We start from the raw sequence: 25,036 nt of genomic DNA on the forward strand, positions 1-25,036 counted from the left end.
TCCGCCGCTAGCGGTTCTCGATGCTCCCGATGTTCTTCAGCTCGATGGAGATGAGCCCGTTCGGCTCGTTGACGAACTCGACGTACTCGGTGTTGCGCAGCATCTCGGCCGGGAAGGTGATCTCGATGCCCGTGTCGGTGCGGATCTTGTGGTTGCGCACCGCCGCGCGCTCCACGTTCGCACGCTCGACCGGCACGCGCTCGGGCAGCTTCTCCTCGCGCATCTCGGCCTCGAAGCGCTCCTTCATCGCGGGTTCGTCCTCGAAGATCTCGTCGGCGAGGTCCCAAGGGGCGAGTTCCTCGTCCTCCTCGACGCGCTCGGCCACAACCTCCTTGGCGCGCGCGAGCGCCATCGCGGTGTTGGCGCCGTGCTCCTCGGCGACCTCCTCGACGATGCGCGTCACCGTGTCGATGACCTCCTTGCCCGAAACGCCCGTCACGCACTGCAACAGGCCGTCGGGGATGAGCATCGTGTCCTCGCCGGCGATCTTGCGCTTCTTGTCCTGGTACATGACCTCCATCGTGCTCGCGCGCACGACGGCATAGCTCGACACCTTCTGCGAGGGGTTCGGCAGGATCGCATAATGACGCGCGATGTCGTTGCGCACCGCCCCGCCCTCGCGGTCGACCTCATGCATGAACGCCATGCGGCTCGTCATCAGCATGACGGCGAACCAGCGGACCTCGTCATCGTCCTCGAAGTCCGCCACGAGCACGTCGGTCGACTCCTGCTTATCGCATTTTGCCAGCTCACCGGCGATGAACTCGGCGATCTGCTGCGAGAGGTCGATAAACTCGCGGTCGCCGAACAGGAACGCCTTGAGCTCGCCGGCAAACGCGCTGTTCTCCGCGAAGGACCCACGACGGTTGTCGGCGCTCGTGCGCGCGCGGCGCAGATGCGAGGTCAGAAACGAGCGGACCGCCCGCGTATCAAGGTCGAGCTCGCGCGCGCTCATGACGTTCACGGCGGACTCGAAATCGAGGATATGCAGGATGGCGTGGTTGATCTTCATGCGGCGGTCTCCTTCGGGCGCAGTATCGGCTCGAAAAAGTATAGCGGCACGATGGCGCCGCGCGACCGAATCGAACGCCCGCGCACAAAAAGGAAAGCAGACCGCTTCTACCCCTCGACGCGAGGCGACCGTCAGATGCCCTCGTCCTGCTCCTCATCCTCGTCGTCGCGCGCGATGCCCAGCCCATCGAGGAGCGTCGACGCGACACCCGTCACTTTATCGATCGTGGCGACGCGCGCGAGCGCCTTCATCACATCGCCGACGAAGGCGCGTTGCTCGGGCTCGAGCGTATCGTAAGCATCCCGCATCGCAGGCAGACTCACGCGCCAGCTCTCGCGGATATCCGCCAGACGTGTCGCGCCGGTAACGTCCAGCACGCCGAACAGCGTGTCGATGAACGTGCCGCGCTCCTCTGCCGTGAAGCGGTCCATCCACGCGGCGACGGTCGAGCCGAAGTACCGCGAGCTCGCAGAAAGGCCGTCTGCCTGCTTGAATACGAGGCCATCGACCTCCCAGAGGAACGGGTTATGCTGCAGGATCGATATGCCATCGCTCTCCACAACCGTGAAATCGTGATCTTCGTCCATGATGAGGCCGATGATCGACGATTTGGGCACGGTCTTGTCGATGCGCTCCCGAATGCGCGCATAGCCCTCGCTCGCCAGGAACTCCGCGTTGAAGCCGGGGCCGTCGTGCGAGAACACGCGCACGATGCGCTCCTGGACTGCAGGCGACGCGCAGGCCGCCGCATAGACCGCGAGGTTTCCGCCCTTGGAGTGCCCGCCGATGTAGATCGGACCGTCGAGCAGCGTCGCCACGCGCTCGAGATACTCATGGGCCTCGCGCTGCGCGGGCACCGGGCACAGCGACGCCATGTTGAAGTCCTCGCGCCACCCTACGAGCGTCGAGTCGGTACCCCGAAAGGCGACGTACATGCCGCCGCCGGGAAGCGAGAACGTCATGGCCGCGAACTGCTCGGCCGTGGCGAGGTCGGTCTTGAAATCGAAGGCGCACAGGCGAGCATTGCGGAAACGTGGGCTGGCGCACACGGCAAACAGCAGGTCGCGGCTGCCCTCGGGGTCCCAGCTCGTGCCGAACATGGTGTCGAACTCTTCAGCACGCAGCAGCTCGTGAAGCGCGATGCCCTCGCTCGACCACCTGCGCCGTGCGCCGGGATTCAGCCGATAGTAGGACATCCACGAGAACACGAGGCTGTCGAGCGTGCAGAGCGGACGCTCATCGAAGGTCTCGAACGCCGTCTGCGCGTACGTAAGGAAGTTGTCGGGGTCGGACTTGCGCTTCGAGCGCTTCTCGTCGCTGTCTGAGCCAGCGTCCTCATCCGCGTCGTCCTGTCGATCGCTTCCGAAGCGACCGGCGATCGCCTCGATGAGGCTCGCAAGGCGACCTCCCTCACTGGCTCCCTCGGAATCCTCGGCCTCGCCGGCGGTATCAGCCTTCAACGGAGCGACGTCACCATCTGCATCGCTGACGAAAGCACCCAGCGGCTGCTCGACCCTGTCCTCGCCCATAGGACCCCCAATCATGCCCTGCAAGTTTGGGGACAGACCCCAAACTTGCACGTTCTGTCTCCATGCTAGCGCTCTGAAGCCCGGTCGATGCGCACATACAGGGGTTTGTTTTTAGCTGGGGATCAAATTCGCGACTTTTGAGATACCTCACCGATATTGTGGGTTGATTCCACGCTTACCAGGCTCCAGTTTTATCCACTCGTGCTATCGTTTTACCAGATCACATTGGCTTTTTGATACATTTTGGTAAGCTACGCCGCGTCACTAAAGACGACACTCTCTCAAAAGTCACAAATTTGACACTGACCCCCTACTCAACAGGTGCATCGCCTGACGCGCGAGCCCCCAAGTCGCGAACCCACGCAGCAAACGCAGCTTCTAGCGCACGAACCAGGCAGCGGTATCCTGCGGCACCGACCCGTCGGAAGCAAGATCACCCGAAGCGACGAGCAGCGCACCGACCGGAGCAGGAACCGCTTCAGCGCCGAAGTTGACGACGCACGTAAACGTGCGCCCATCGGCGCAGGGCCGCTCATAGGCGATCACCTGGTCGGGTGTGGCGCCCAACTCGAGCGCCGGCAGCCACGTGAGCGACATGTCACCCGTTGCGGTAAGCATCTCTGCACGAAGCGCCAATACGCACTGGTAGAAGTTAAGCATCGAGCGGCCATCGGCCTGCTCTGCATCGGCTGCGAACTCGGCATACCACAGCGGCTGGGGCAGATGGGGTGCAGTGGGCGCGGCAACCCGAGCGACACCCTCGACCGGTGCGGAAAACCCGAACGACCCGGTCGCGCCATCCCCGAACGAAGCGTCCCATACAGCCGGGGCAGGCAGGTCGGACGCGCACCACGGCAGCGGCACGCGGCAGCCATCGCGGCCCTTGAGCGCATCGCCATGGGCCGTGCGCCGAGCCTGCGGGTCTTCCAGGCGATCCCAGGGAATGGTCGCCACCTCGAACAGCCCGAGCTCCTCGCCCTGATAGATATACACCGAACCCGGAAGCCCCATCTCCATGAGCAGCGCCGCGCGTGCGCGCTTCGTCCCGAGTGCGCGGTCCTCGATGTACGTCGCACCATCGCGGAGCAGCCAATCGTTCACAAGCTGATGATGCGCGTGCGAGCGCACCTGCGGCAGGCCGTAGCGGGTCGGATGACGCGGCACGTCATGGTTCGACAGCACCCACGTGCTCGTGGAACCCGACAGCTCCGCACAGGTAAGACCCTCCTCGATCGCGCGACGGAAATCGTCCGCGCGCCAATCGGCCTTGGCGAACTCGAAATTGAACACCTGTCCGAGCTCCTCGGTCGAGGCGTAATACCGCTGGTGCTCCGGCGTCACCCATGCCTCCGCTACCGCGAAACGCGGCGGTTCGTACTCGTTGAAGACCTGCCGCCACTCACGGTAGATCTCGTGCACCTCCGGCCGGTCCCATAGCGGATTGTCCTCGTTGCCCGCGCCCTGGTCGGGCACCTGATCGAGCTCATCGAGCGGACGGCTGTCAAGATCTTTCGCCAGCGCATGCGCCACATCGATGCGGAAGCCATCGACCCCGCGGTCGGACCAGAAGCGCAGCGTCCGCTTGAACTCCTCATGCACATCAGGATGCTTCCAGTTGAGGTCGGGCTGCTCCTTGGCAAACAGGTGCAGGTACCACTCGCCATCTTCGACGCGTTCCCACGCCGAGCCGCCGAAACACGACCTCCAACCGTTGGGCGGCAGCTCCCCGGCCTCGCCGCGTCCTGGACGGAAGATATAGCGGTCGCGCTCGGGCGAGCCGGGACCCGCCGCAAGCGCCGCCTGGAAGAAACGGTGCTTATCGGATGTATGGTTGGGCACGATGTCGACGATCACGCGGATGCCGCGCTCATGGGCGGCGGCAACCAGGTCGTCGAAATCGTCAAGCGTTCCGAGGCGCGGGTCAACGTTCCGGTAATCGATGACATCATAGCCGCCATCGGCGAGCTCTGACGGGTAGAACGGCGAAAGCCAGATGGCGTCGACACCGAGCCGCTTGAGGTAGCCCATCTGCGTCACGACGCCGCGGATGTCGCCGAGACCGTCTCCGTTCGCATCGCGAAAGCTGCGCGGATACACCTGGTACACGACCGCCTGTTTCCACCAATCGGCACCTTTGCCCAGCATAGCGTCCTCCTGTCCGATCGCCGCGGGATACCCCGCGTCACCTGGGTCAATTGTAGCCCGGACATCTTGTACGAACAAGGATTGGCCATATGGCAAGATGCCGCTCATACCTACCGAGACAGGAGGACCCCAGCTTCGATCGATCGCGCCTACAGCTCGCGCAGACCCGCCCGGTCGATAACATCGGAAAGCGCCTCCGCCGAGGCGTGCAGCCGTGCGAGCTCGTCCTCGTCGAGCGAGATGGGCACACGGCATTCAATGCCGGCGCGCCCGATAATCGTGGGCAGCGAGATTGCGATGTCCGTCAGACCGTACTCCCCCACCATCAAGCTCGAAACCGGAAGTACGCAGTGCTCGTCGCGCATGATGGCGCCGCATAGACGCGCGACCGACATGGCGATGCCGTAGTACGTCGCCTTCTTGCGCGCGATGATTTCGTATGCCGCCCCCTTGACGTCGTCTGCGATGCGCCGCTGCGCTGCAACGTGGTCAAAATGGCCGCGCATCTCGCAGAAATCCTTGAGCGGCACGCCCGCCACGTCGGCGCTCGACCACACCGCGAGCTCCGAGTCGCCGTGCTCGCCGATGATGTAGGCCCCCACATCGCGCGGATCCACGCCCAGATGGTCGCCGAGGGCCTCCTGCAGACGTGCGGAATCGAGCACCGTCCCCGATCCGATCACATGACTCTCGGGCAGGCCGGACATCTTGATCGCGGCGTAGGTGAGCACATCCACCGGATTGGACACCACGAGAAGGATGCCCTCGAACCCGACCTCGCGAATACGGGGGATGATGGACTCGTAGATACCGACGTTCTTGTTCACGAGGTCAAGGCGCGTCTCGCCGGGTTTTTGCGCGGCGCCGGCTGTGACCACGATGATCGCGGCGTCGGCTGCGTCCTCGTAATCGCCCGCATACACATCGATGGGGTGTGCAAACGGCGAACCGTTCCCGATGTCGAGCGCCTCGCCCTCGGCGCGCGCCCGGTCGACATCGATCAGCACCATCTCCGAGAACAACCCGCTCTGCATGAGTGCAAACGCCGAAGAGGACCCCACAAACCCGCATCCGACAACGGCAACTTTCCTGGTATCGATCATGACTGCTCCTTCGAATCGTATCGTCAGAAAACCTATCTGACCGATGGGGATATTCCCCCGCTGGGCGCGCCCAAGCAGCCTCCTTTTATTTCCTATTTGCTCTATAGGATTTTCACAAATGACCCCTTGACAGCAGAACGCCCTGGCCCTCACACCGAGGACCAGGGCGAAAGCGCACATGGAAAGGGGCTCGTACCGAGGCGGCGATCCTAGCAGATGCCGGCATCCTTGATGGCGGCGACAGCGGCGCGCATGCCCTCGGGCGGCAGCACGAGCGCCATGCGCACGTACCCCTCACCCGACGGGCCGAAGCTCGCGCCCGGCGTCACGATGACGCCCGCACGGTCCATGAGCTCCTCGCAAAACGCCATGGAATCGGTGCGGCCGCCGGGCAGCTTCGCCCACACGAACATGGTGCCGTGCGCGTTCGGACGCTCCCAACCGATGGCCTCCAGGCCGTCGCACAGCGCGTCGCGACGTTCCTGGTACTTCAGGCGCTGCGCCTCGACCTCGTCGAGCGGACCGGTCAGCGCGGCGATGGCCGCCTTCTGGATCGGGAAGAACATGCCGAAGTCGATCTGGCTGCGCAGCTTGGCGAACGCCTGCACCACATCGGAGCGACCGACAAGGAAGCCGATGCGCGCGCCGGTGACGTTGAACGACTTCGAGAGCGAGAAGAACTCCACGCCAACCTCGAGCGCTCCGGGATACTGCAGGAAGCTGCCACCGCGCGGACCGTCGTAGACGATGTCGGAATAGGCGTTGTCGTGCACGATGAGCAGGTCGTGCTCGCGGGCGAACGCGATAATCTCCTCGTAGAGCTCGGGCGTGCCCACGCTGCCCACCGGATTGGCGGGAAGCGACACGATCATGTACTTGGCGCGGTCGGCGACCTCGGGGTCGATGCCCGCCACGTAGGGCAAAAAGTCGTGCTCCGCCTCGAGCGGGTAGTACGAAAGCTCGCCGTCGGCGATCTTCACGCCCGCCTCGAACACCGGGTAGCAGGGGTCGGGCACGAGCACCGTATCGCCGGGATCGAGCAGCGCGAGGCCAAGATGGCCCACACCCTCCTGGGTGCCGTTGCACGAGGCGACCATATCGGGCGTGATGCCCTCCACGCCGAAGCGGCGCGCATAGTAATCGCACACAGCCTGCTTGAGCTCGGGAAGGTCGCCCAGGCTGTACTTCCACTGGGTCGGATCGGCAGCCGCATCGCGCAGGGCGCTGACCACATGGTCGTACGGGGCGAAATCGGGCGTACCAACCGAGAGGTTGTAGATGGTGCGGCCCTGAGCCTCGAGCTTCAGGCGGCGCTGGTTGAGCGAGGCGAACACCTCGGCGCCGAAACGATCGAGTCTCTGGGAAAACTGCATGGTGGACTTCCTTTCAGGAACAAGCGGTGGATGAAGGGTGCGAGGCGCAGGCCCGCGCAAAGGGCGGCGGTGCTACTCCTCGGTAGCGACGACGGAAACCGCCTCTGACGCAACGACGACCTCCGTGGCCGGGCGCGGCGCCACGGCACCGGCATCGGCAGCCGCGCCGGCATCGCGAAGCGCATCGATCTCGGCAAGCCAGATGCGCGCCGAGGCGTCGGACGGCATGCGCCAGTCGCCGCGCGGGCTGAGCGTGACCGATCCGACCTTGGGGCCGTCCGGCAGGCAGCTGCGCTTGAACTGTTGGGCGAAGAAGCGCCGGTAGAACACGCGCAGCCAACTCCAGATGGTCTCCTCGTCGTACTCGCCCGCAAACGAGCGACACGCCATGCGGTAGATCTTGCCCGGCGCGAACCCGAAGCGCAGCAGGTGGTACAGGAAGAAATCGTGCAGCTCGTAAGGCCCCACAAGGTCCTCGGTCTTCTGCGCGATCTGGCCGTCGCCTGTGGGCGGCAGCAGCTCGGGCGAAACGGGCGTATCCAGGATATCGAGGAGCGTCGCCTCGATCTGGCCGCCGTAGAGCCCCGCCGCGTAGCGCACCAGGTGCCGCACGAGCGTCTTGGGAACGCTCGCGTTCACGGCGTACATGCTCATGTGGTCGCCGTTGTAGGTAGCCCAGCCGAGCGCCAGCTCGGAGAGGTCGCCGGTGCCGATGACGAAGCCGCCGAGCTCGTTGGCGAGGTCCATGAGGATCTGCGTGCGCTCGCGCGCCTGGCTGTTCTCGTAGGTCACGTCGGTGACGGACGGGTCGTGCCCGATATCGGCGAAATGCTGCTTCACGGCGTCGTGAATCGAGATCTCGCGGAAGCTCACGCCCAGCGAGCGCGCGAGGGTCTCGGCGTTGCCCTTCGTGCGGCCGGTCGTGCCGAAGCCCGGCATGGACGCGGCCATGATGCCCGTGCGGTCGAGGCCGAGCGCATCGAAGGCGCGCACGGTGACGAGCAGCGCGAGCGTGGAGTCGAGACCGCCAGAGAGCCCGATGACGGCGCGCGTCGTGCCCGTGTGGGCCAGACGCGTCTTCAGGCCGGCGGCCTGCAGGCCGAAGATGGTCTCGCAGCGCTCGGCAAGGTCGCCGCGGTCGGCCGGCACGAACGGCGCGCGGCTGTAGACGCGGTCGATATCGAGGGCGGTGCGCATGAAGCCGAGGGGCGCCGCGGCGTCCTCGCCCTGCGGCTCGCCACCCTGGCGTCCAGCGGCGCCGCGAAAGGAGAACGTCGCGTCGTTCATGCCGCGCGCAGAAAACGGCGGACGCGCCCAGGTGTTCGACCGGCGGCGTTCCGCCAGCAGGCGGTCGAGGTCGACATCGGCCATGGCCATATCGCAGGTGAACAGGTCGGTCCTCGCGAGCAGGCTGCCGTTTTCGGCGATCAGGTTCTCGCCCACGAACACAAGGTCGGTCGTCGACTCGCCCTCCCCCGCATCGGCGTAGGCGTAGGCGCAGTACAGGCGCGCCGACTGGCCGCGCACGAGGTCACGGCGGTACTCGGCCTTGCCGATGGTCTCGTCGGAGGCCGACGGGTTCAAGATGATCGTCGCCCCGCCCTGCACCGCCATGGAAATCGACGGCGGCTCGGGCACCCACAGGTCCTCGCAGATCTCGACGCCGATGGCGACCGACTCCATGCCAGGGTCGACGCAACGGTACACGAGGGCGGACCCCATGGGAACGGAACGGCTGCCGGCGAAGCTCACGTACCCCATCGGGTTGCGCGGTGCCGGGGTGAACCAGCGCTGCTCGTAGAACTCGCTGTAGTTGGGCAGGTTCTCCTTGACCGTCAGGCCGAGCAGCTCGCCGGCACAACACACGGCGGCGCAGTTGTAGATGGCCTCGCCGTGCGCGACGGGCAAGCCGACGGTGAAGAGGATCGGCAGCTCGCGCGTCTCGTCGAGCAGGCGCGCCAGCGCGCGCTCGCAGGAGCGCAGCAGCGTGCGGTCCAAGAAGAGGTCGGCGCACGTATAGCCCGTCAGGCAGAGCTCCGGCAACACGAGCGCGCCGACACCGCTCTGGGCGGCATCCTGCACGCACGCGAGAATCGCCTGCGCGTTGCCCTCGACATCGGCGACGCGGATAGCGGGCGTCGCGGCGGCGATGCGAAAGAAGCCATCGCCCGACCCCGCACCGGCCCCGGACCCGATACCGGTGAAGTACAGTTCCTCCATAGTGAAACTCCCCTTGTTGGCCACCCGATACGCACGTACCGGCCCAACAATCATACCGCAGGAGCGCAGAGGCGCCGCGCATGCCTCGGGCATTCCTTTCGGATGCACGGCTGGCCGCGTGCCATGGCAGCACGAGACCGAAAGCCGTGAGGCGCGCCTACCCGGTTTCCGGATCGCCTGCACGCGGGCAGAACCGGCCGCCTCGTGCCGCCCCTGGCAAGTTTTGCAACTTGAGCATTTTTGAAGGCACGTTCACTTGGCGTTTTGGGCCTTATCGGCTCCAATCAGACCTGAAATTCGACCTAAGAAGGCGAATTCGAGCGCTGGAACACTCAAAACCACGCTTACAAAAATACTCAAGTTGCAAAAGTTGCCAGGGGTATTGCGTATTGACCCCCTGTACGCTCAAAAAGAGTTTTACAAAAGCGCTCCCGCGAAATTCCACCACCCCCTTGCCCGCCGCCCCGGTACACTAGGGAGCGGTATAACCGCGCGCCCCCGGCGCGTCGCACTCGTCCAGAGCGCAGAAAGGACGAACTCATGAAACGTACCACCCTGTTCTGTCACGCCCCGCTCGCGCGCCTTGCCGTCGGCGCGTCGCTGACGCTCGCCGCTCTGGGCTGCGTCGCCGCGCCTGTCAGCGCCTTCGCCGAGCCCGCGACCGAGCCGGCCCCCGCTGCCGAGACCCGCACGCTGAACGGCTGGGCCACCGACCCCGCCACCGGCGAGGACCGCTACTTCATCGGCGGCGAGATCGCGAACTGCGTCTTCGTAACCGATCCCGACACGAACGAGCGCTACTGGTTCGAAAACGGCCTGTTCGTACGCGAGCACGCGTTCTTTGACGCCGCCACCAACGAGTGGTACTGGGCCGATGCCGACGGAACCATCGCCCACGGCAAGGACGTGTTCATCCCCAAGGACGAGTCCGACCGCGACGCCGGCGGCAAGTGGGTCCGCATCGACGACGACTACACGATGGTCAAGGGCGAGGACTGCCGTTACGGCGGCTGGTACTACTTCGACGACATCACCGGCGAGATGCTCAAGGGCTTCGTATTCGTTCCCTCCAACGGAGGCAAATGGGTGTTCTACGACTACATCACCGGCCAGATGGCCCACGGAGAGCGCTACATCGACGACGCTCACGGAGATGAGCCCGGCTGGATGCACTTCGACGGCGTCACCGGCGCGGTGACCTACGGCTGGATGGACGTCGCGACCGACGACGGCACCAAGACCGTCTACTACGACGAGGTCACGGGCCGCATGGTCTACGGCTGGCGCGACATCGACGGCATGACCTGCCTGTTCGACCGCGTGACGGGCGAAGCCGTCATCAGGCAGAAGGTCGAGTGGGTCGGCACCGAGAAGTACACCCCCGGCCGCGATGGAAACGATTGGGAGCGCCTTGTCATCCACACCACGCTCATCGATACGATCGAGGGCGTCGATGAGGTCTTCGCCGACACCAACGGCCGTTCCGCCTCGGCGCACTACTGCGTCGACGGCACCGAGATCCACCAGTACGTGCGCCTGGAGGACACCGCCTGGGGCGTGGGCAACTGGAACTGGAACACGCGCACCGTCTCGATCGAGCACGTGGGCACCCGCGAGAACCCCGCGACCTACGAGACGCTCGATACGAGCGCCAAGCTCATGGCCTCGCTTGCGCATCAGAAGGGCTGGACGAAGCTCGTCATGGGAGAAAACGTCGACGTGCACAGCTCGTTCACGGCAACCGAATGCCCCTTCGAGCTCGACGTCGACTGGCTCGTCGAGCGCGCGAACCACTACCTCGCGCTCGGGCAGTAAGCGCCTGATACACCACTTCCCACCTCGGGTTTTGCGGGCGGCAGCCGCGTCGAGCGGCGGCCGCCCGTTTTGCATCTTCACCCACGCGCCCGCCCGCGCGCCCTATGTGACCCCGATGGGCACGGTGCCGACATGCAAAACAAGTGCAGGCGCGGGCTATACTATAGAAATCGACGGGGCCGCGTGGCCTTTGATTATTCGACCGACCAGGAAGGCAGCGACGTGAGCGAGACCGACATGAGCTACACAGGCGAGGCGGCAACCACATCGCCCGCCGTGGGTCAAAGCGGCATCCCCAAACTCGCCATCGTGGTCGTGACCTTCAAGCGTCAGCAGCTGCTCGAGAAGCTGTTCGACTCCTTCTGCGCGCTCACCTGCGCGCCCTGGCGCATCGTCATCGTGGACAACGAGCACTCCCCCGAAACGGCCGCCATGGTCGGCGAGCTCGCCCAGCGCACCGACGAGCTGTGGGGGCAGGACACGGCGGAACCCGATGCCGAGGGCGGCGTCGACCGCGTGGTCTACGCGCCGCAGGACGACAACCTCGGCGGCGCGGGCGGCTTCTCCGCCGGCGTCAAGCGCGCCTGGGAGCTCGGCGCCCAGTGGTTCTGGGTCATGGACGACGACGTGGCCGTCCTGCCCGAGGCCATCGAGCGCCTCGAGCCGTGGACGCACGACCACGACGTCATCCAGGGCTCGCGCCTCGACTACGACGAGGGCGCCTTCTACTGGCAGTACCACTTCATCGTCTCGCTCGGCATCCCCAACCCCATCGCTCCGGCCGCCTTCGGGCCGGAGGGCTTCCGCCCTATGAACACGATGTGCTTCGAGGGCGGCCTGTTCGCGCGCTCCGTGGTGTCCAAGATCGGCTTCCCCGACCCGCGCTTCTTCATCTACTGGGACGACACCGTCTACGGCTATCTGGCCTCGAAGGTCACCGAGCCCATCGTGATCGCCGACCTCATCCTGCGCCGTACCCGCGATATCGCCAACTGGGACATCGCCGGCGTGCGCCAGCTCAACGGCACGTCGGACATGAACCGCTACCACATCATGCGCAACCGCGGCTACATGATGAAGTACTTCCGCGAGCACGGCGACTACAACCGCTTCGTCTTCGGCATCGGCACCGCGGCGACCTTTGCCAAGGAGATCATCCGTCTCGTGATGGTGAACCGCGATTGCCTGAAGACAGGCATCCCGGCGCTGTTCCGCGGCATGCGCGACGCGCGCAAGATCTACCGCGACAAGACCTGGACGCCTATGCCGCCGCTCGGCGAATAACCTGTGCGCCCGGCTTTACGGGAGCACCTTCACATCGATCCGATGTCGGGCGAGGCCATGCAGGTGGCCTCGCCCGACGGCTTTTCGCATCTGTTACAAAGGAGCATCTCCATAACATTTCCCCGTGTGTCCCCTCTTTTTGTTGTTGCGCGCTCCCGGCTTCACTTTTGGGTGAGGGGGTACAAAATCGTAGGGAGAACCATTCCGACGCGAGGCCTTCGGCTCGCAGAAACCACAGCGTCGCGTCGCATCCATATATGAAGGAGAGGTCCGTCCATGAGCGATTATATGGACGATTACACCTCGCGCCGGCGCACGCGCGTGTACCGGCGCGATGAGGAGGAGACGGCCGCGCCCGCCAACCTCATCGGCCAGACGCAGGCCATCCAACCGCAGAAACCCAAGCTGTTCGACGGCATCTCGGCCGCGCAGGTCATCGCCGGCGCCGCCGCGGCGGCCACGTCGGTCGCCCTCGCGTCCTACATCGGCGTCGCGGGATCCATCATCGGTGCCGCCGTGAGCTCCGTCGTGACGGTCATCTCGTCGCAGCTGTACCGGCGCTTCCTTGACGAGAGCGCCCGCAAGCTCAAGAACGCGAACATCAAGAGCATCACGAACGCCCTGCGCGAGCAGCGCGAGGACGCGACGGTGAACCTGGGCAGCAAGCCCGTGCGCGGCGCGCGCATCGCCCCCTCCGAGCTCCGCGAGAAGGCCGCGGCGGAGCGCGCGGCGACCCAGCGGAAGGTCATCGCGTTCTCGGTGGTCGCCGCGGTGGCCGCCGTCGTTGTCGTGACCGGCGCGATCCTTCTGGGTACCGCCGGCGAGGGCATCGGCGAGAAGACCCCGCCGCTCATCCCGCAGGTCCATGAGGCTGTGCAGCAAGGCGCTGAACCCGAGTCCGTGCCGCCTGCGGACACCGCGACCGACGCGGATGCGGCGGCTGAGCCTTCCGTCGATACGGAGACGCCCGCAGAGGGCGGAAACACCAGCGCGGATTCCTCGACTGCCGGCAGCACGACCACCGATACCGTCGGCTCCTCCACCAGCACGGGAGCCGGCACGAGCGGAGACTCCTCCCAGAGCTCCGGCGCCACCACGGACAGCGATGGCTCCATGACCGGAGCCGACCAGTCCGGCACCTCGTCGGACAGCAGCTCCTCCACGGGATCCGGCGCAGGCACGGGCGCATCAGGCACGTCGGATACCGACAGCTCCACGTCGACCGGCGCATCGGACGCCACGAACTCATCGGCGGCATAGCTCCCTCGCATTTGGCCTCTCTGGGGACGTAGCCGGAAGGCGCCATTTTTGGCGCCTTCCGGCTACGTCCCCAGAGAGGCCAAATAAGCTGTAATCCACAGCGATGGTAAGATGGCTAGTGGAAAACAAGAAGAGAGGCCATCATGGGCATGAAGGACATTCGGCCGAAGCTCTCGGTCGGCAACCATATCTATCTTTACCAGTTGCTTTCATCGGCACTCGGCTGTGGCAAGCAGACGCTGATGCCGCGGGTCGAGGAGGCACTCGAGACCGAGCGCATGACCGCCGAGGACCTCGGCTACGAAGGCACCCGTGAGCTGCTCGAGGAACTCGATGACTTCGTCGATCTCACCGTATTCAAAGGAGGGCGCGTCTACGCCACCATCGTCGCACAGCCCGCATGGGACGAGGCCCTGGCCGCTCCCGAGAAGAAGCAGGCCGCTCCGGCGGGCAAGCCCTGGAAGCGCAAGAAGGCCGATAAGGGCCTGAAGGCCGTGAAGCCCAAGCGCGTCAAGCGCCCGGAACCGGAGCCGATTGCCGAACCGACACCCGAGCCCGAACCCGAGCCGGAGGTCGCAACGTCTCCCGCACCCGTCGACGATAACGCAACGCAGCAGGATGTTCCCGTCGCCGCCCAGCCCGAAGGCTCCGATCAGGAGCCTGCTCCCGAAAGCGCGCCGGCACCCGAAGAGCAGCCGGATGTGGCCGCAGACGATGCGAACGCGTCCCCTACTGACGAATCCAGCAGCGAAGAGGCCGTTCCCGCGCAGGTAGACGCCGCTATCGAGGAACCCCAGCCCGCGATCTCGCTCACGATCGTCTACGACCCCGAGAACGCAAACGCCGGCATGAAGACACTCGTCTCGACCCCCGGTATCGCGATGTCAGAGGTCGCCGCAGGCGCCGATACGTCCCTGGCCCCGCAGGAGCAAGCAGCCACAGAGCAACCGAGATCCGATGAGGCCCCGGCAGCGAGCCCCTCGCCTGAAGCCGAAGCGGATCGCACGCGCTGTCGCGCGCACCACAGCCCCTCCCCCGCCGCCCAGGCGAACACGGTTCTGGCAGACAGGCCTCACACGGAAGCACGCCGCCATCACACGAAGCCTGCTGCGCAGGAAACTGCGGCGAGCGCGCCGGCAGACGCTCCGTCCGGCGTCACCCACGATACTCCGGCGCAAGCTGCACAGGCAGCTGCCGCGAACGCCGCCGACCAGCCATCACTCGCGCCGCGCAGCCTGGCAGAACCCGCGACGCAGGACGCCCAGGTCGCTGCGCCGGTAGAGCCCGTCAGCGCGTCGCAGCCGTGCGAAGCCGAGCACGCTTCGCATGCCGGCACCCCTGCGCCCACGCCCGCTCCTGCAGTCCCGGCCCCCACACCGGCCGCCGACGCGCGCTCCGCGCAGTCCGTGCCCACGCTGCCCGCGGGCTACCCGGACGACCTCACCGTCGACGCCTTTTGCTCCGGCGCGCTGCTCTCCGAGATCTCGTATCTGCTCCCCTATGGCGCCGACGTCATGGGGATCCTCAACGAGTACTACCACATCGCGCTGCTGCGCGGCACGCTCACGTGCGCCCGCAACCGCGCGACCTTCCCCATGGGCTACGCGAAAGACGGCGAGCGCTGCTACGCGACCGTCTGCATCAAGCGCAATACTGCGACCCATGGAGCCCCCTGGGTTGTCGACAGCATGCAAGCGTAAAGCACCCGAAAACAAAAACGGCCCCGCACGGGGCCGTTTTCATATGAGGTAACGATGCCGGAATCGCCGGACCGCACGACCTAGTCGCGCGTGAGCTTGCGGCGGATGCGGTGCGGCTTGGCGGCGTCCTCGCCCAGACGCGCCACGCGGTTCTCCTGGTAGGACTGGAAGTTGCCCTCGAACCAATACCAGTTGCCGGGGTTCTCGTCGGTACCCTCCCACGCCAGGATGTGGGTGGCCACGCGGTCGAGGAACATGCGGTCGTGGCTGATGACCACGGAGCAGCCCGGGAACTCGAGCAGCGCCGCCTCGAGCGACGAGAGGGTCTCGACGTCGAGGTCGTTCGTCGGCTCGTCGAGCAGCAGCAGGTTGCCGCCCTGCTTGAGCGTGAGCGCCAGATTCAGGCGGTTGCGCTCGCCACCGGAGAGCACGCCGGCGCGCTTCTGCTGGTCGGAGCCCTTGAAGCCGAAGCTCGCCACGTAGGCGCGGCTCGGTACCTCGGTCTCGCCCACGAGCATCTTGTCGGTACCGCCGGACACGACCTCCCACAGGCTCTTGTCGGGGTCGATGCCCTCGCGCATCTGGTCGACGTACGAGATCTTCACGGTCTCGCCCAGCTCGATCTTGCCGGACGTCGGCTGCTCGGTGCCGACGATCATCTTGAACAGCGTCGACTTGCCCACACCGTTGGGGCCGATGACGCCCACGATGCCGTTTCGCGGCAGGCTGAAAGACAGGTCATCGATCAGCACGCGGCCATCGAACTCCTTGTGAAGATTCTCGACCTCGAGCACCTTCGAGCCCAGACGCGGGCCGACCGGGATGCGGATGTCGGTGTAGTCGAGTTTCTGGCTCGCGCGCGCCTCGGCCTCCATCTCCTCGTAGCGCTCGAGACGGGCCTTGCTCTTGGCCTGGCGCGCCTTCGGGGAGCTGCGCACCCACTCGAGCTCTGCGGCCATGCGCTTGGCGAGCTTGGCGTCGCGCTGGCCCTGGGCGGCGATACGCGCGGCCTTGGTCTCAAGGTAGGTGGAGTAGTTGCCCTTGTAGGGGTACAGGTGGCCGCGGTCGACCTCGCAGATCCACTCGGCGACGTTGTCCAGAAAGTAGCGGTCGTGCGTGACGGCGAGCACGGCGCCCGGGTAGTTGTGCAGGAAGTGCTCGAGCCACAGCACGGACTCGGCGTCCAGGTGGTTCGTGGGCTCGTCGAGCAGCAGCAGGTCGGGAGCCTCGAGCAGCAGCTTGCACAGGGCGACACGGCGGCGCTCGCCGCCGGAAAGCACGCTCACCGGCATGTCGGCATCGGGGCACTGCAGGGCGTCCATGGCCTGACCGAGCTTGGAATCGATATCCCAGCCGTCGGCGGCGTCGATCTCGTCCTGAAGCTTGCCCATCTCGGCCATGAGGGCGTCCATATCGCAGTCCGGATCGCACATCTCCTCGCCGATCTTGTTGAAGCGGTCGACCTTGGCGAGCAGGTCGCCGAAGGCCATGCGGATGTTCTCGATGACCGTCTTGTCGTCGTCAAGCGGCGGCTCCTGCTCGAGCAGGCCGACGGTATAACCGGGCGTGAGGCGCGCCTCGCCGTTGGAGACCTCCTCCTTGCCCGCCATGATCTTGAGCAGGGTGGACTTGCCCATGCCGTTGGGGCCCACGACGCCGATCTTGGCGCCCGGGAAGAACGACAGGGTCACGTCGTCCAAGATGACCTTGTCGCCATGCGCCTTGCGCGCCTGATACATGGTGTAGATGAACTCTGCCATGGTTCTCCTTATCGTATGCAATGCTAGCGCGCCTATTGTCGCATGGAGCGGCAGCGGCGCGAGGGCCTGCGCGGTAAATCCACGGGTGGATGCGCCCGTGCTGCCGCGATATCCCCGACGCAGCCGCGCTCGCATGCCGCAGCCAACTGCTTTCGGGTTTCTCGGGGTGCCATCGTGCGGTTGTGAGAGAATGAAGGCGGCGGGCACAGCCGCCACGCGATACGAAAGGACCGAGATGACCCGAATCGACCCTGCGCCGGAAACCGCAACCGACAAGCTCGAGATCATCATGGGCAAAGAGGGCGTCGACCGCCTGGAGCGCTCCCGCGTGCTCGTGCTGGGCTGCGGCGGCGTCGGCTCCAGCTGCGTCGAGGCGCTTGCCCGCGGACGCATCGGCACGCTCGCCATCGTCGATAAGGATGTCGTCGCCCCGAGCAACATCAACCGGCAGGCAATCGCCTTCACGAGCACGGTCGGGCAGCGCAAGATCGACGTCATGGCGGGCATGATCGCCGACATCAACCCGGGCTGCACCGTGATCGCGCGTGAAGCGTTCGTGCTGCCTGACAACCTCGAGGCGCTTATCGACGAGATGCTCGAGGCCTGCGGCGGCGCGCTCGACTACATCGTCGACGCCATCGACACCGTATCGACCAAGATCGCGCTCGCCGAGCTCGCCGAGCGGCGCTGCCTGCCCCTTATCAGCAGCATGGGCGCCGCCAACAAGCTGCATCCCGAATGCCTGCGCATCGCGGACATCCACGAGACGAACCGCGACCCGCTCTCGCGCATCGTGCGAAAAGAGTGCCGCCGCCGCGGTATCCGTCGCCTCAAGGTCCTCTATTCCTGCGAGGAGCCGGTGCGCACCGCCCCGCGCGACGACAGCGCCGCCGCCGGCCGCACCGAGCTCGGCACCGCCTCGTACATGCCGCCCATCATGGGGCAGATGATCGCCGGCGAGGTCATCCGGCAGATCTCGGGCGTGGGCTGCGAAACCGTGCGCGCAGACGGCACGGTCGTGCGATAGGAGGCCCCATGCGCCTTGTGGACATGCACTGCCATCTCGACCTCATGGCCAACGGACCGGAGGTCGCCGCCGAGGCTGCAGAGATCGGCCTCGGCATCCTGAACGCGAGCGTGGCGCCGCGCGATTATCTGGCAACGCGCGACGCCTATCGCGACTCCCCCACCGTGCGCTGCGCCGCGGGTCTGCACCCCTGGTGGATCGACGACGGCACCTGTAGCGTCGACGATGTCGACCTGCTTGAGCAGGAGATCGCCCGCACGCCGTTCGTGGGCGAGGTCGGGCTCGATTACGGGAAGAGCCACCTTGCGAGTGCGTCCTCCCAGCGCGATGCCTTCGAGCGCATCGTGCGCGCCTGCGCCGAGCATCCCCTGCCGGGGCGCGTGCTCACCATCCACGCCGTGCGCTCCGCCGGCGATGTGCTCGATATCCTCGAGGGCCACGGCCTCACGCACAGCGCCGCTTGCATCATCCACTGGTTTTCCGGCACGAGCGATGAGCTCGCGCGGGCGCGCAAGGCCGGCTGTCTCTTTTCGGTCAACGAGTTCATGCTGGGCACGCGTCGCGGCCGCGAGTACGCGCGGCAGATCCCGGTGGAGCGCCTGCTGCTGGAAACCGACCTTCCCGCCGACCGCGGACCCGGCTCGGCTGAGGTTATCGCCGCCTCGCTCGAGCGCACGCTCGCGACCATCGCCGAGCTCAAGGGCATTGACGCAGAGCAGCTCGGACAGCAGGTCTGCAGCCACAGCTGTGAGCTTCTCGGCCTCCTGTAGCCTCGCCGAATCACCCCGCACCGCCCGGCGCTGTTCGCGTATAACGCGGATACGGGCGGGTATGGACTATATAGGACGCGCCACAGCGCCCCCACGAAGACGCGAGAGGGAAAGGAGCCATCATGGTCGAGTCCATCGCCCTGCTGCTGCAGATCATCGTTCCGCTGGCAATCGTGTTCGTCCTGCTGGAGGCGCTTTCCTTTGTTCTGCCCGCAGTGCTCCACCGCTGGCAGGTGCGCTTCAGCCCCGATGTCGCCGACCGTGACATCGCCTGGTCCACGCACGCCGAGGTGTTGGCACCCGAAGGCGAGGCATCGATCGCGGGCAAGCCGCTGCATCCGACATCGAGCCGTCCGCTCATGAACAACCGTCCGATCCGCCAGGCGGCATAGGGCGTTATCCATAGCGACGCACCTTACAAGAACGGGGCCCGCGGGCCCCGTTTTCCTTGCGATTCGCCGCGGGACTACAGCGTCCCGAGTGTGACCGACCGTCTCCCCTACACGCGCATCAGATCCGCGACGGTATCGATGATCCGGTCCGCGCCCTCCTGCGAAAAGCCGAAGCGCTCCTCGCGCTTGGCGATGACCGTAAGCCCCGCCGCGCGGCCCGCGGCGATGCCGTATACGGAATCCTCGATGCAGCAGCACACCTTGGCGGGAAGGCCCAGCAGGTCGAGTGTGTGCAGGTAGATCTCGGGATCGGGCTTGCTCTCATGGAACTGCTCGCCCGACACGATGGGCTCGAACTTGCCGGAAAGGCCGCAGTCCTCAAGCACGGCCAGGATATTCGCCATCGGCGAGGAGGACGCGAGCGCCACGCGCACGCCGAGGTCGTGCAGCGCATCCACCGTCTGTGCGACTCCGGGGTTCAGCAGCTCGGCATAGGGATGCGGACGCCCCGCCGCCCACTCGTTGTAGACGGCCTCGGCTTCATCGCCGGTCATGTGTCCACGGCCGCCGCGCTCCATCCACTTCACGAGGCTGCGCTGGAAGGCCTGATGCGACATGCCGACTTGCGCCTTGCGCTCCTCGAGCGTGATGCCGAGCCCCAGATCGTCGCTCAAGACGGCGAGCTCATCGAAATAGAACTTCTCGGTGTCGACGATCACGCCGTCCATATCGAAGATGACGGCTTTGAACGGAAACGCCATCGCACATCCTTTCCTGTGTCCACTTTCAGGACGGAGATGTTTTCGGACATCCCGCGGCGGCCTGGCCTCCCTGGGGACGTAGCCGGAAGGCGCCACCGGGGCAGCCGTGTCCCGGTGGCGCCTTCCGGCTACGTCCCCAGGGAGGCCAGGCCGCCGCGGGATGTCCGAAAACATCTCCGTCCTGAAAATGGACAACAACGTAGACGGCCGGCTGAGAGGGCGTCTCAGCCGGCCGGTCGAATCAACTAGCGGCGGTTAGCGCGGTAGAACTCGATGAGGGCCTTCGTCGAGGCGTCCTGAACGCTGAGCGCCTCGTCGTCGTGGAAGGCAGGGGTAATCTGCTTGGCGAGCTGCTTGCCGAGCTCGACGCCCCACTGGTCGTAGGAGTCGAGACCCCAGACCGTACCTTCGACGAACGTGATGTGCTCGTAGAGCGCGATGAGGGCGCCCACGGCATGCGGGGTCAGGTCGATGCCGAAGATGGAGGTCGACGGGCGGTTGCCGGTGAACACGCGGGCCGGAACCATCCACTCGGCCGTGCCCTCGGCGCGAACCTCATCGGCGGTCTTGCCGAAGGCGAGCGCCTTGGTCTGCGCGAGGAAGTTGCCCAGGAACAGCTCGTGTACGTCCTGGTCACCGTCCTTCGTGGGGTTCGGGGTGTTCACGAACGCGATGAAGTCGGCGGGGATGAGCTGCGTGCCCTGGTGGATCAGCTGGTAGAAGGCGTGCTGGCCGTTGGTGCCCGGCTCGCCCCAGAAGATCTCGCCCGTGGCGGTCGTGACCGGGGTGCCGTCCCAGCGCACGCTCTTGCCGTTGGACTCCATGGTGAGCTGCTGCAGGTAGGCGGCAAAGCGATGCAGGTACTGGTTGTAGGGCAGCACGGCGTGGCTCTTGGCGCCGAAGAAGTTGACGTACCACACGTTCATGAGGCCCATGAGCGCGACGACGTTCTCCTCGAGCGGGGTGTTCTGGAAGTACATATCGACGTCATGGAAGCCCTTGAGGAAGTTCTCGAACTGCTCGGGGCCGAAGGCGACGATGAGCGACAGGCCCACGGCGGAGTCGACGGAGTAGCGGCCGCCGACCCAGTTCCAGAAGCCGAAGGCGTTCTCGGGGTCGATGCCGAAGTCGGCCACGAGGTCGAGCGCGGTGGACACGGCCACGAAGTGCTTCTTGATGGCCTCGGCGTTTTGCTCGTCGGAGCCGTCGATGGCGCCGGAGGCCTTGAGGGTCTCGAGCAGCCAGGTCTTGGCCTCGCGGGCGTTCGTGAGCGTCTCGAGCGTGGTGAACGTCTTGGAGACGACGATGACCAGCGTGGTCTCGGGGTCGAGGCCCTTGACCTTCTCGGCCATGTCGTTCGGGTCGATGTTGGAGACGTAGCGGCAGTCGATGCCGGCATCCGCATAGGGCTTCAGCGCCTCATACACCATGACCGGGCCGAGGTCGGAGCCGCCGATGCCGATGCTCATGACGTGCTCGATCTTCTTGCCCGTGACGCCCTTCCACTCGCCGGAGCGGACCTTCTCGGCAAAGGCGTACATGCGCTCGAGCACCTCGTGGACATCGGCCACGGTGTCCTGGCCGTCAACGATGAACTTGCCGGCATCCTCGGCGGGACGGCGCAGCGCGGTGTGCAGGACGGCGCGGTCCTCGGTGGTGTTGATGTGCACGCCCTGGTACATGGCGTCGCGGCGCTCCTCGAGGCCCACAGCGCGACCGAGGTCCACGAGCAGCTTCATGGTCTCGTCAGTCACCAGGTTCTTGGAGAGGTCGATATGGAACTCGCCGAGGTCGTAGCTGAGCTTGGAGACGCGGTCGGGATCGGCCGCGAACCAGCCCTTGAGATCCACGCCGGCGGCGATGAGCTCGTCGTAGTGCTTCTGCAGGGCAGCCCACGCGGGCGTGCTCGTGGCATCGATGGGAGCAGAAACGGTAGACATGCAGATCCTCCTCGTTCTTGCGGACGCGCATCGGCGCCCAACAGTCAGGTGGCTTCATTCTAGCGCAGCGTCCCGCCGCGACATCGCCAAACCGGACAGCGCTGCCGCAAACGTTACAACACCGCCCGCGAGGAACGAAAAGGCCCCGTGCCGGCCGTTCGGGAACCAAAAACGGAGGCGGGGGCGACAGGGAGGCAGGCGCCCCTCCCCCGATCGTCGGCAGCCCCTCCTTTCGGGCGACGGCTCCCCGGGCAGCGCCGCGTCCGCGCGGCACCGTTTGCCGAAAACCCCATCCCATTCATCCTCTATTCCCAGCATCCATTCGGCCGTCTTGCCGCCGGCGCCGCGCACCGTGGGATACTAGTCGACATATATGCCGGATGCGGATCGGCCGGCATCGAAACCGAGAAAGGAATCGCAAATGGTGCATATGAACGGCACATGGCGCGACCGGACGAGGGACCTCGTCCGGCGCGGCGCGCTCGCGCTCGGCATCGCGACCACCGCGCTGGGGGCCGCGGCGGCGCCGGCGCTCGCACTCGACGCGGACGACCTCGGCTACGCGAAGGCCCACGAGGCGTACAACTTCACCCCCGGCACCTCGAACATCCGCCTCCAGACGGCATCCGAGATCCTGCCCGACAAGTTCGACCTGCGCGACCGCGGCGTGGTGACGCCGGTCAAGTTCCAGAACCCCTGGGGAACCTGCTGGGGCTTCGCGGCCATCGCCGCCTCCGAGACGAGCCTGCTCTCCGAGATGGGGACCACCTATGCGGAGACCGGCTTGGACCTCTCCGAGCGCCATCTCGCCTACTTCGCGGTCACCCACCTGCCCGACGACGAGGAGACGGACGCGAAGTACGACGGCCAGGGCGGTGAGGGCGGCTACAACGCGCTGACCGAGACCGATGACGTCCCCGACCCGGAGTTCGCCGAGCAGGTGCTGGGGTACCCGCTCGAGAACGCGGTCTTCAACTACGGCGGCTACGTCACCTATGCGACCTCGCTGTTCTCCAACGGCATCGGGCCCGTCGACGAATCGATGGCCCCGTACAGCAACGACGAGGGCATCGCCGACCACGACGCGTACTGGTCGGCGGCGGGCACCTGGACGCTGGACGAGGCCCTGCGCGCCGGGTCGTCCGCGGCGCTCGAGGAGTCGTTCATCCTGCCCTCGCCCGCGACGTTCGACGAGAGCGGCGCCTACGTGTACGACGAGGACGCGACGGCGGCCATCAAGGAACAGCTCTTCGAGGGGCGCGCCGTCTCGATCGCGTTTTGCGCCGACGCGTCCAAGCCCGGCGAGGAATCCGACGACGCCTACATCAACACCGAGACGTGGGCGCACTACACCTACCAGCCGGCCATGACGAACCACGCGGTGACCATCGTGGGCTGGGACGACGACTACTCCAAGGAGAACTTCAAGGCCGGGCACCAACCGCCGGCCGACGGCGCCTGGATCGTGAAGAACAGCTGGGGCTCCGCGAGCAACGAGTTCCCCAACAAGTCCAACTTCGGCGACGACGGCTACTTCTACCTGTCCTACTACGACCAGAGCATCTCGACCGTCGAGGCGCTCGACTACGACGTGGACGGCCGGGAGACCGACAAGAACGGAACCTATATCGTCAACCAGTACGACTACCTGCCGACCCAGATGTCGTTCTCCCAGGGGCACGAGGATGTCACCCGCATGGCGAACATCTTCACGGCGGAGGACGGCCAGAGGCTCACGAGTCTGTCCTGCGAGACGGCGCAACCCGGCACGACGGTGACCTACGAGGTCTTTCGCCTGGCCGAGGGCGCCGACGACCCGACTGACGGCGAGCTGCTCACCAGCTTCGAGGCGAGCTACGAGTACGGCGGCTACCATCTGGAGAAGATCCCCGCCCAGGACCGCGAGAAGATGGGCTTCTCCCAGGGCGACCGCTTCTCGGTGGTCGTCACCATGCGGCTTGCCGACGGCGCGTACGGCATCCTGCTCCAGGGCGCGCCGAGCAGGCAGAATCGCGACCATGAGCTCAACGAGCTGCGCATCGGCGAGAGCCAGACGCGCGCCATCGAGAACCAGGTCGTCGAGACGTTGCGTACCGGCTACCTCGAGGAGCATCCGGACGCGACGGACGCGGAGGTCTCCGAGTACCTGGCGTCTCAGGAGCAGGCCATCGCAGACGACGTGGAGTCGGTCATCCAGGTGCAGACGCCCGTGTTCTTCCGCTCGGTCGTCAACGAGGGTGAGAGCTACCTGTACGCCGGCGGCACATGGTCCGACCTGGCCGATACACTCGAGGGCGACAACCTTCCGATGGGCGACATGCTCGTCTACGACAACTTCCCGATCAAGGCCTACGCCGACCCGTTCGACCACGCCTTCACGGACGTGCCCGCAGATGAGTGGTACAGCTCCTGGGTCGAGCGCGCGGCGGACCTCGGCCTCATGGGCGGCTACGGGGACGGCGCGTTCGGCCCCACCGACACGCTCGCGCGCGAGCAGGCGGCACAGGTCATGCGGAACCTCCTGGGAGCGTCCGACACGGACGCGCCCGCGGCAGGGCACGTCGACGTCGACCAGGGAGCCTGGTACGCCGACGCGGTCAACTGGGCGGTGGCGGACGGCGTCATGGAGGGCTACCGCGGCTCCGACGTGTTCGGCGTGGGAGAGGCGCTCACGCGCGAGCAGTTCTGCACGGTGCTCGCCAAGGCGGCGGGCGCCGACCTCGACGCCCAGCCGACCGACGTCCTCGACGGCTTCCCCGATGCCGACGGCGTCTCCGCATGGGCGCGCGCGGCCGTGGCCTGGGCGGTCGAAGGCGGCGTCATCGGCGGGGTCGAGACCGCCGAGGGCGCGCAGCTCCAGGCGGGCCGCGCGATGACCCGCGCCGAGATGGCCAAGATGATGGTCTCCGCCGTCGACGCGGGCATCTTCGCCGAAGGATAACGGC

General features: G+C 66.0%; 17 protein-coding genes. 8 read left to right on the forward strand and 9 right to left on the reverse strand.

The window, feature by feature from the left end:
- Positions 1 to 7: 7 nt before the first annotated feature.
- The 6 genes from H6A16_RS07090 to H6A16_RS07115 all read right to left on the reverse strand — a co-directional run bounded on the left by H6A16_RS07090 (position 8) and on the right by H6A16_RS07115 (position 9,382).
- Entirely contained in the window at positions 8 to 1,012 is a 1,005-nt protein-coding gene (locus H6A16_RS07090; RefSeq protein ID WP_204617575.1) for a nucleoid-associated protein, read from the reverse strand.
- 131 nt (positions 1,013 to 1,143) lie between these two features.
- Positions 1,144 to 2,541 (reverse strand): DUF2974 domain-containing protein, encoded by a 1,398-nt coding sequence (locus H6A16_RS07095; protein WP_204617577.1) that lies wholly within the window; start codon positions 2,539 to 2,541, stop codon positions 1,144 to 1,146.
- A gap of 378 nt (positions 2,542 to 2,919) precedes the next feature.
- Positions 2,920 to 4,686, reverse strand: a complete 1,767-nt coding sequence (locus tag H6A16_RS07100; protein WP_204617579.1) for a glycoside hydrolase family 13 protein — start codon at positions 4,684 to 4,686, stop codon at positions 2,920 to 2,922.
- A 149-nt stretch (positions 4,687 to 4,835) separates the two neighbouring features.
- Entirely contained in the window at positions 4,836 to 5,789 is a 954-nt protein-coding gene (locus H6A16_RS07105) for an L-lactate dehydrogenase (RefSeq protein WP_204617582.1), read from the reverse strand.
- 209 nt (positions 5,790 to 5,998) lie between these two features.
- Positions 5,999 to 7,162 (reverse strand): pyridoxal phosphate-dependent aminotransferase, encoded by a 1,164-nt coding sequence (locus tag H6A16_RS07110; protein WP_204617584.1) that lies wholly within the window; start codon positions 7,160 to 7,162, stop codon positions 5,999 to 6,001.
- Positions 7,163 to 7,234: 72 nt separating this feature from the next.
- Positions 7,235 to 9,382, reverse strand: a complete 2,148-nt coding sequence (locus tag H6A16_RS07115) for an NAD(+) synthase (protein ID WP_204617587.1) — start codon at positions 9,380 to 9,382, stop codon at positions 7,235 to 7,237.
- Positions 9,383 to 9,922: 540 nt separating this feature from the next.
- On the opposite strand from H6A16_RS07115, the gene H6A16_RS07120 reads away from it, so the two are divergent.
- The 4 genes from H6A16_RS07120 (at position 9,923) to H6A16_RS07135 (ending at position 15,441) form a co-directional block, all read left to right on the forward strand.
- Positions 9,923 to 11,197, forward strand: a complete 1,275-nt coding sequence (locus tag H6A16_RS07120; RefSeq protein ID WP_204617589.1) for an N-acetylmuramoyl-L-alanine amidase — start codon at positions 9,923 to 9,925, stop codon at positions 11,195 to 11,197.
- 222 nt (positions 11,198 to 11,419) lie between these two features.
- A complete protein-coding gene (locus H6A16_RS07125) occupies positions 11,420 to 12,481 on the forward strand; it encodes a glycosyltransferase (RefSeq protein WP_342589731.1) in 1,062 nt (353 codons plus the stop codon).
- 276 nt (positions 12,482 to 12,757) lie between these two features.
- The gene (locus H6A16_RS07130) at positions 12,758 to 13,741 is read left to right on the forward strand and encodes a hypothetical protein (RefSeq protein WP_204617592.1); all 984 of its coding nucleotides are present in this window, start codon (positions 12,758 to 12,760) and stop codon (positions 13,739 to 13,741) included.
- A 149-nt stretch (positions 13,742 to 13,890) separates the two neighbouring features.
- Positions 13,891 to 15,441, forward strand: coding sequence for a hypothetical protein (locus tag H6A16_RS07135; protein ID WP_204617595.1), 1,551 nt, complete (start codon positions 13,891 to 13,893; stop codon positions 15,439 to 15,441).
- An 80-nt stretch (positions 15,442 to 15,521) separates the two neighbouring features.
- Here the strand turns inward: H6A16_RS07135 and ettA are convergent, their stop codons facing one another.
- Positions 15,522 to 17,201, reverse strand: a complete 1,680-nt coding sequence (gene ettA / locus H6A16_RS07140; RefSeq protein WP_204617597.1) for an energy-dependent translational throttle protein EttA — start codon at positions 17,199 to 17,201, stop codon at positions 15,522 to 15,524.
- A gap of 235 nt (positions 17,202 to 17,436) precedes the next feature.
- On the opposite strand from ettA, the gene H6A16_RS07145 reads away from it, so the two are divergent.
- The 3 genes from H6A16_RS07145 to H6A16_RS07155 all read left to right on the forward strand — a co-directional run bounded on the left by H6A16_RS07145 (position 17,437) and on the right by H6A16_RS07155 (position 19,390).
- Entirely contained in the window at positions 17,437 to 18,228 is a 792-nt protein-coding gene (locus tag H6A16_RS07145) for a tRNA threonylcarbamoyladenosine dehydratase (RefSeq protein WP_204617600.1), read from the forward strand.
- Between the two features lie 8 nt (positions 18,229 to 18,236).
- Positions 18,237 to 18,998, forward strand: a complete 762-nt coding sequence (locus H6A16_RS07150) for a TatD family hydrolase (protein WP_204617602.1) — start codon at positions 18,237 to 18,239, stop codon at positions 18,996 to 18,998.
- 122 nt (positions 18,999 to 19,120) lie between these two features.
- The gene (locus H6A16_RS07155; protein WP_204617604.1) at positions 19,121 to 19,390 is read left to right on the forward strand and encodes a hypothetical protein; all 270 of its coding nucleotides are present in this window, start codon (positions 19,121 to 19,123) and stop codon (positions 19,388 to 19,390) included.
- Positions 19,391 to 19,497: 107 nt separating this feature from the next.
- Here H6A16_RS07155 and H6A16_RS07160 read toward each other — a convergent pair whose 3' ends face one another.
- Together H6A16_RS07160 and pgi are read right to left on the reverse strand one after the other, a co-directional pair.
- Complete coding sequence (locus H6A16_RS07160; RefSeq protein ID WP_204617606.1) at positions 19,498 to 20,151, reverse strand: HAD family hydrolase; 654 nt, start codon at positions 20,149 to 20,151, stop codon at positions 19,498 to 19,500.
- Between the two features lie 245 nt (positions 20,152 to 20,396).
- On the reverse strand, positions 20,397 to 22,091 hold the full coding sequence (pgi, locus tag H6A16_RS07165) for a glucose-6-phosphate isomerase (protein ID WP_204617609.1): 1,695 nt from the start codon (positions 22,089 to 22,091) through the stop codon (positions 20,397 to 20,399).
- Positions 22,092 to 22,512: 421 nt separating this feature from the next.
- Between pgi and H6A16_RS07170 the strand changes: the two genes are divergently transcribed.
- Positions 22,513 to 25,032, forward strand: coding sequence for an S-layer homology domain-containing protein (locus H6A16_RS07170; protein ID WP_204617611.1), 2,520 nt, complete (start codon positions 22,513 to 22,515; stop codon positions 25,030 to 25,032).
- Positions 25,033 to 25,036: the final 4 nt, after the last annotated feature.

Source organism: Collinsella tanakaei, assembly GCF_016900375.1.
Lineage (GTDB): Bacteria > Actinomycetota > Coriobacteriia > Coriobacteriales > Coriobacteriaceae > Collinsella.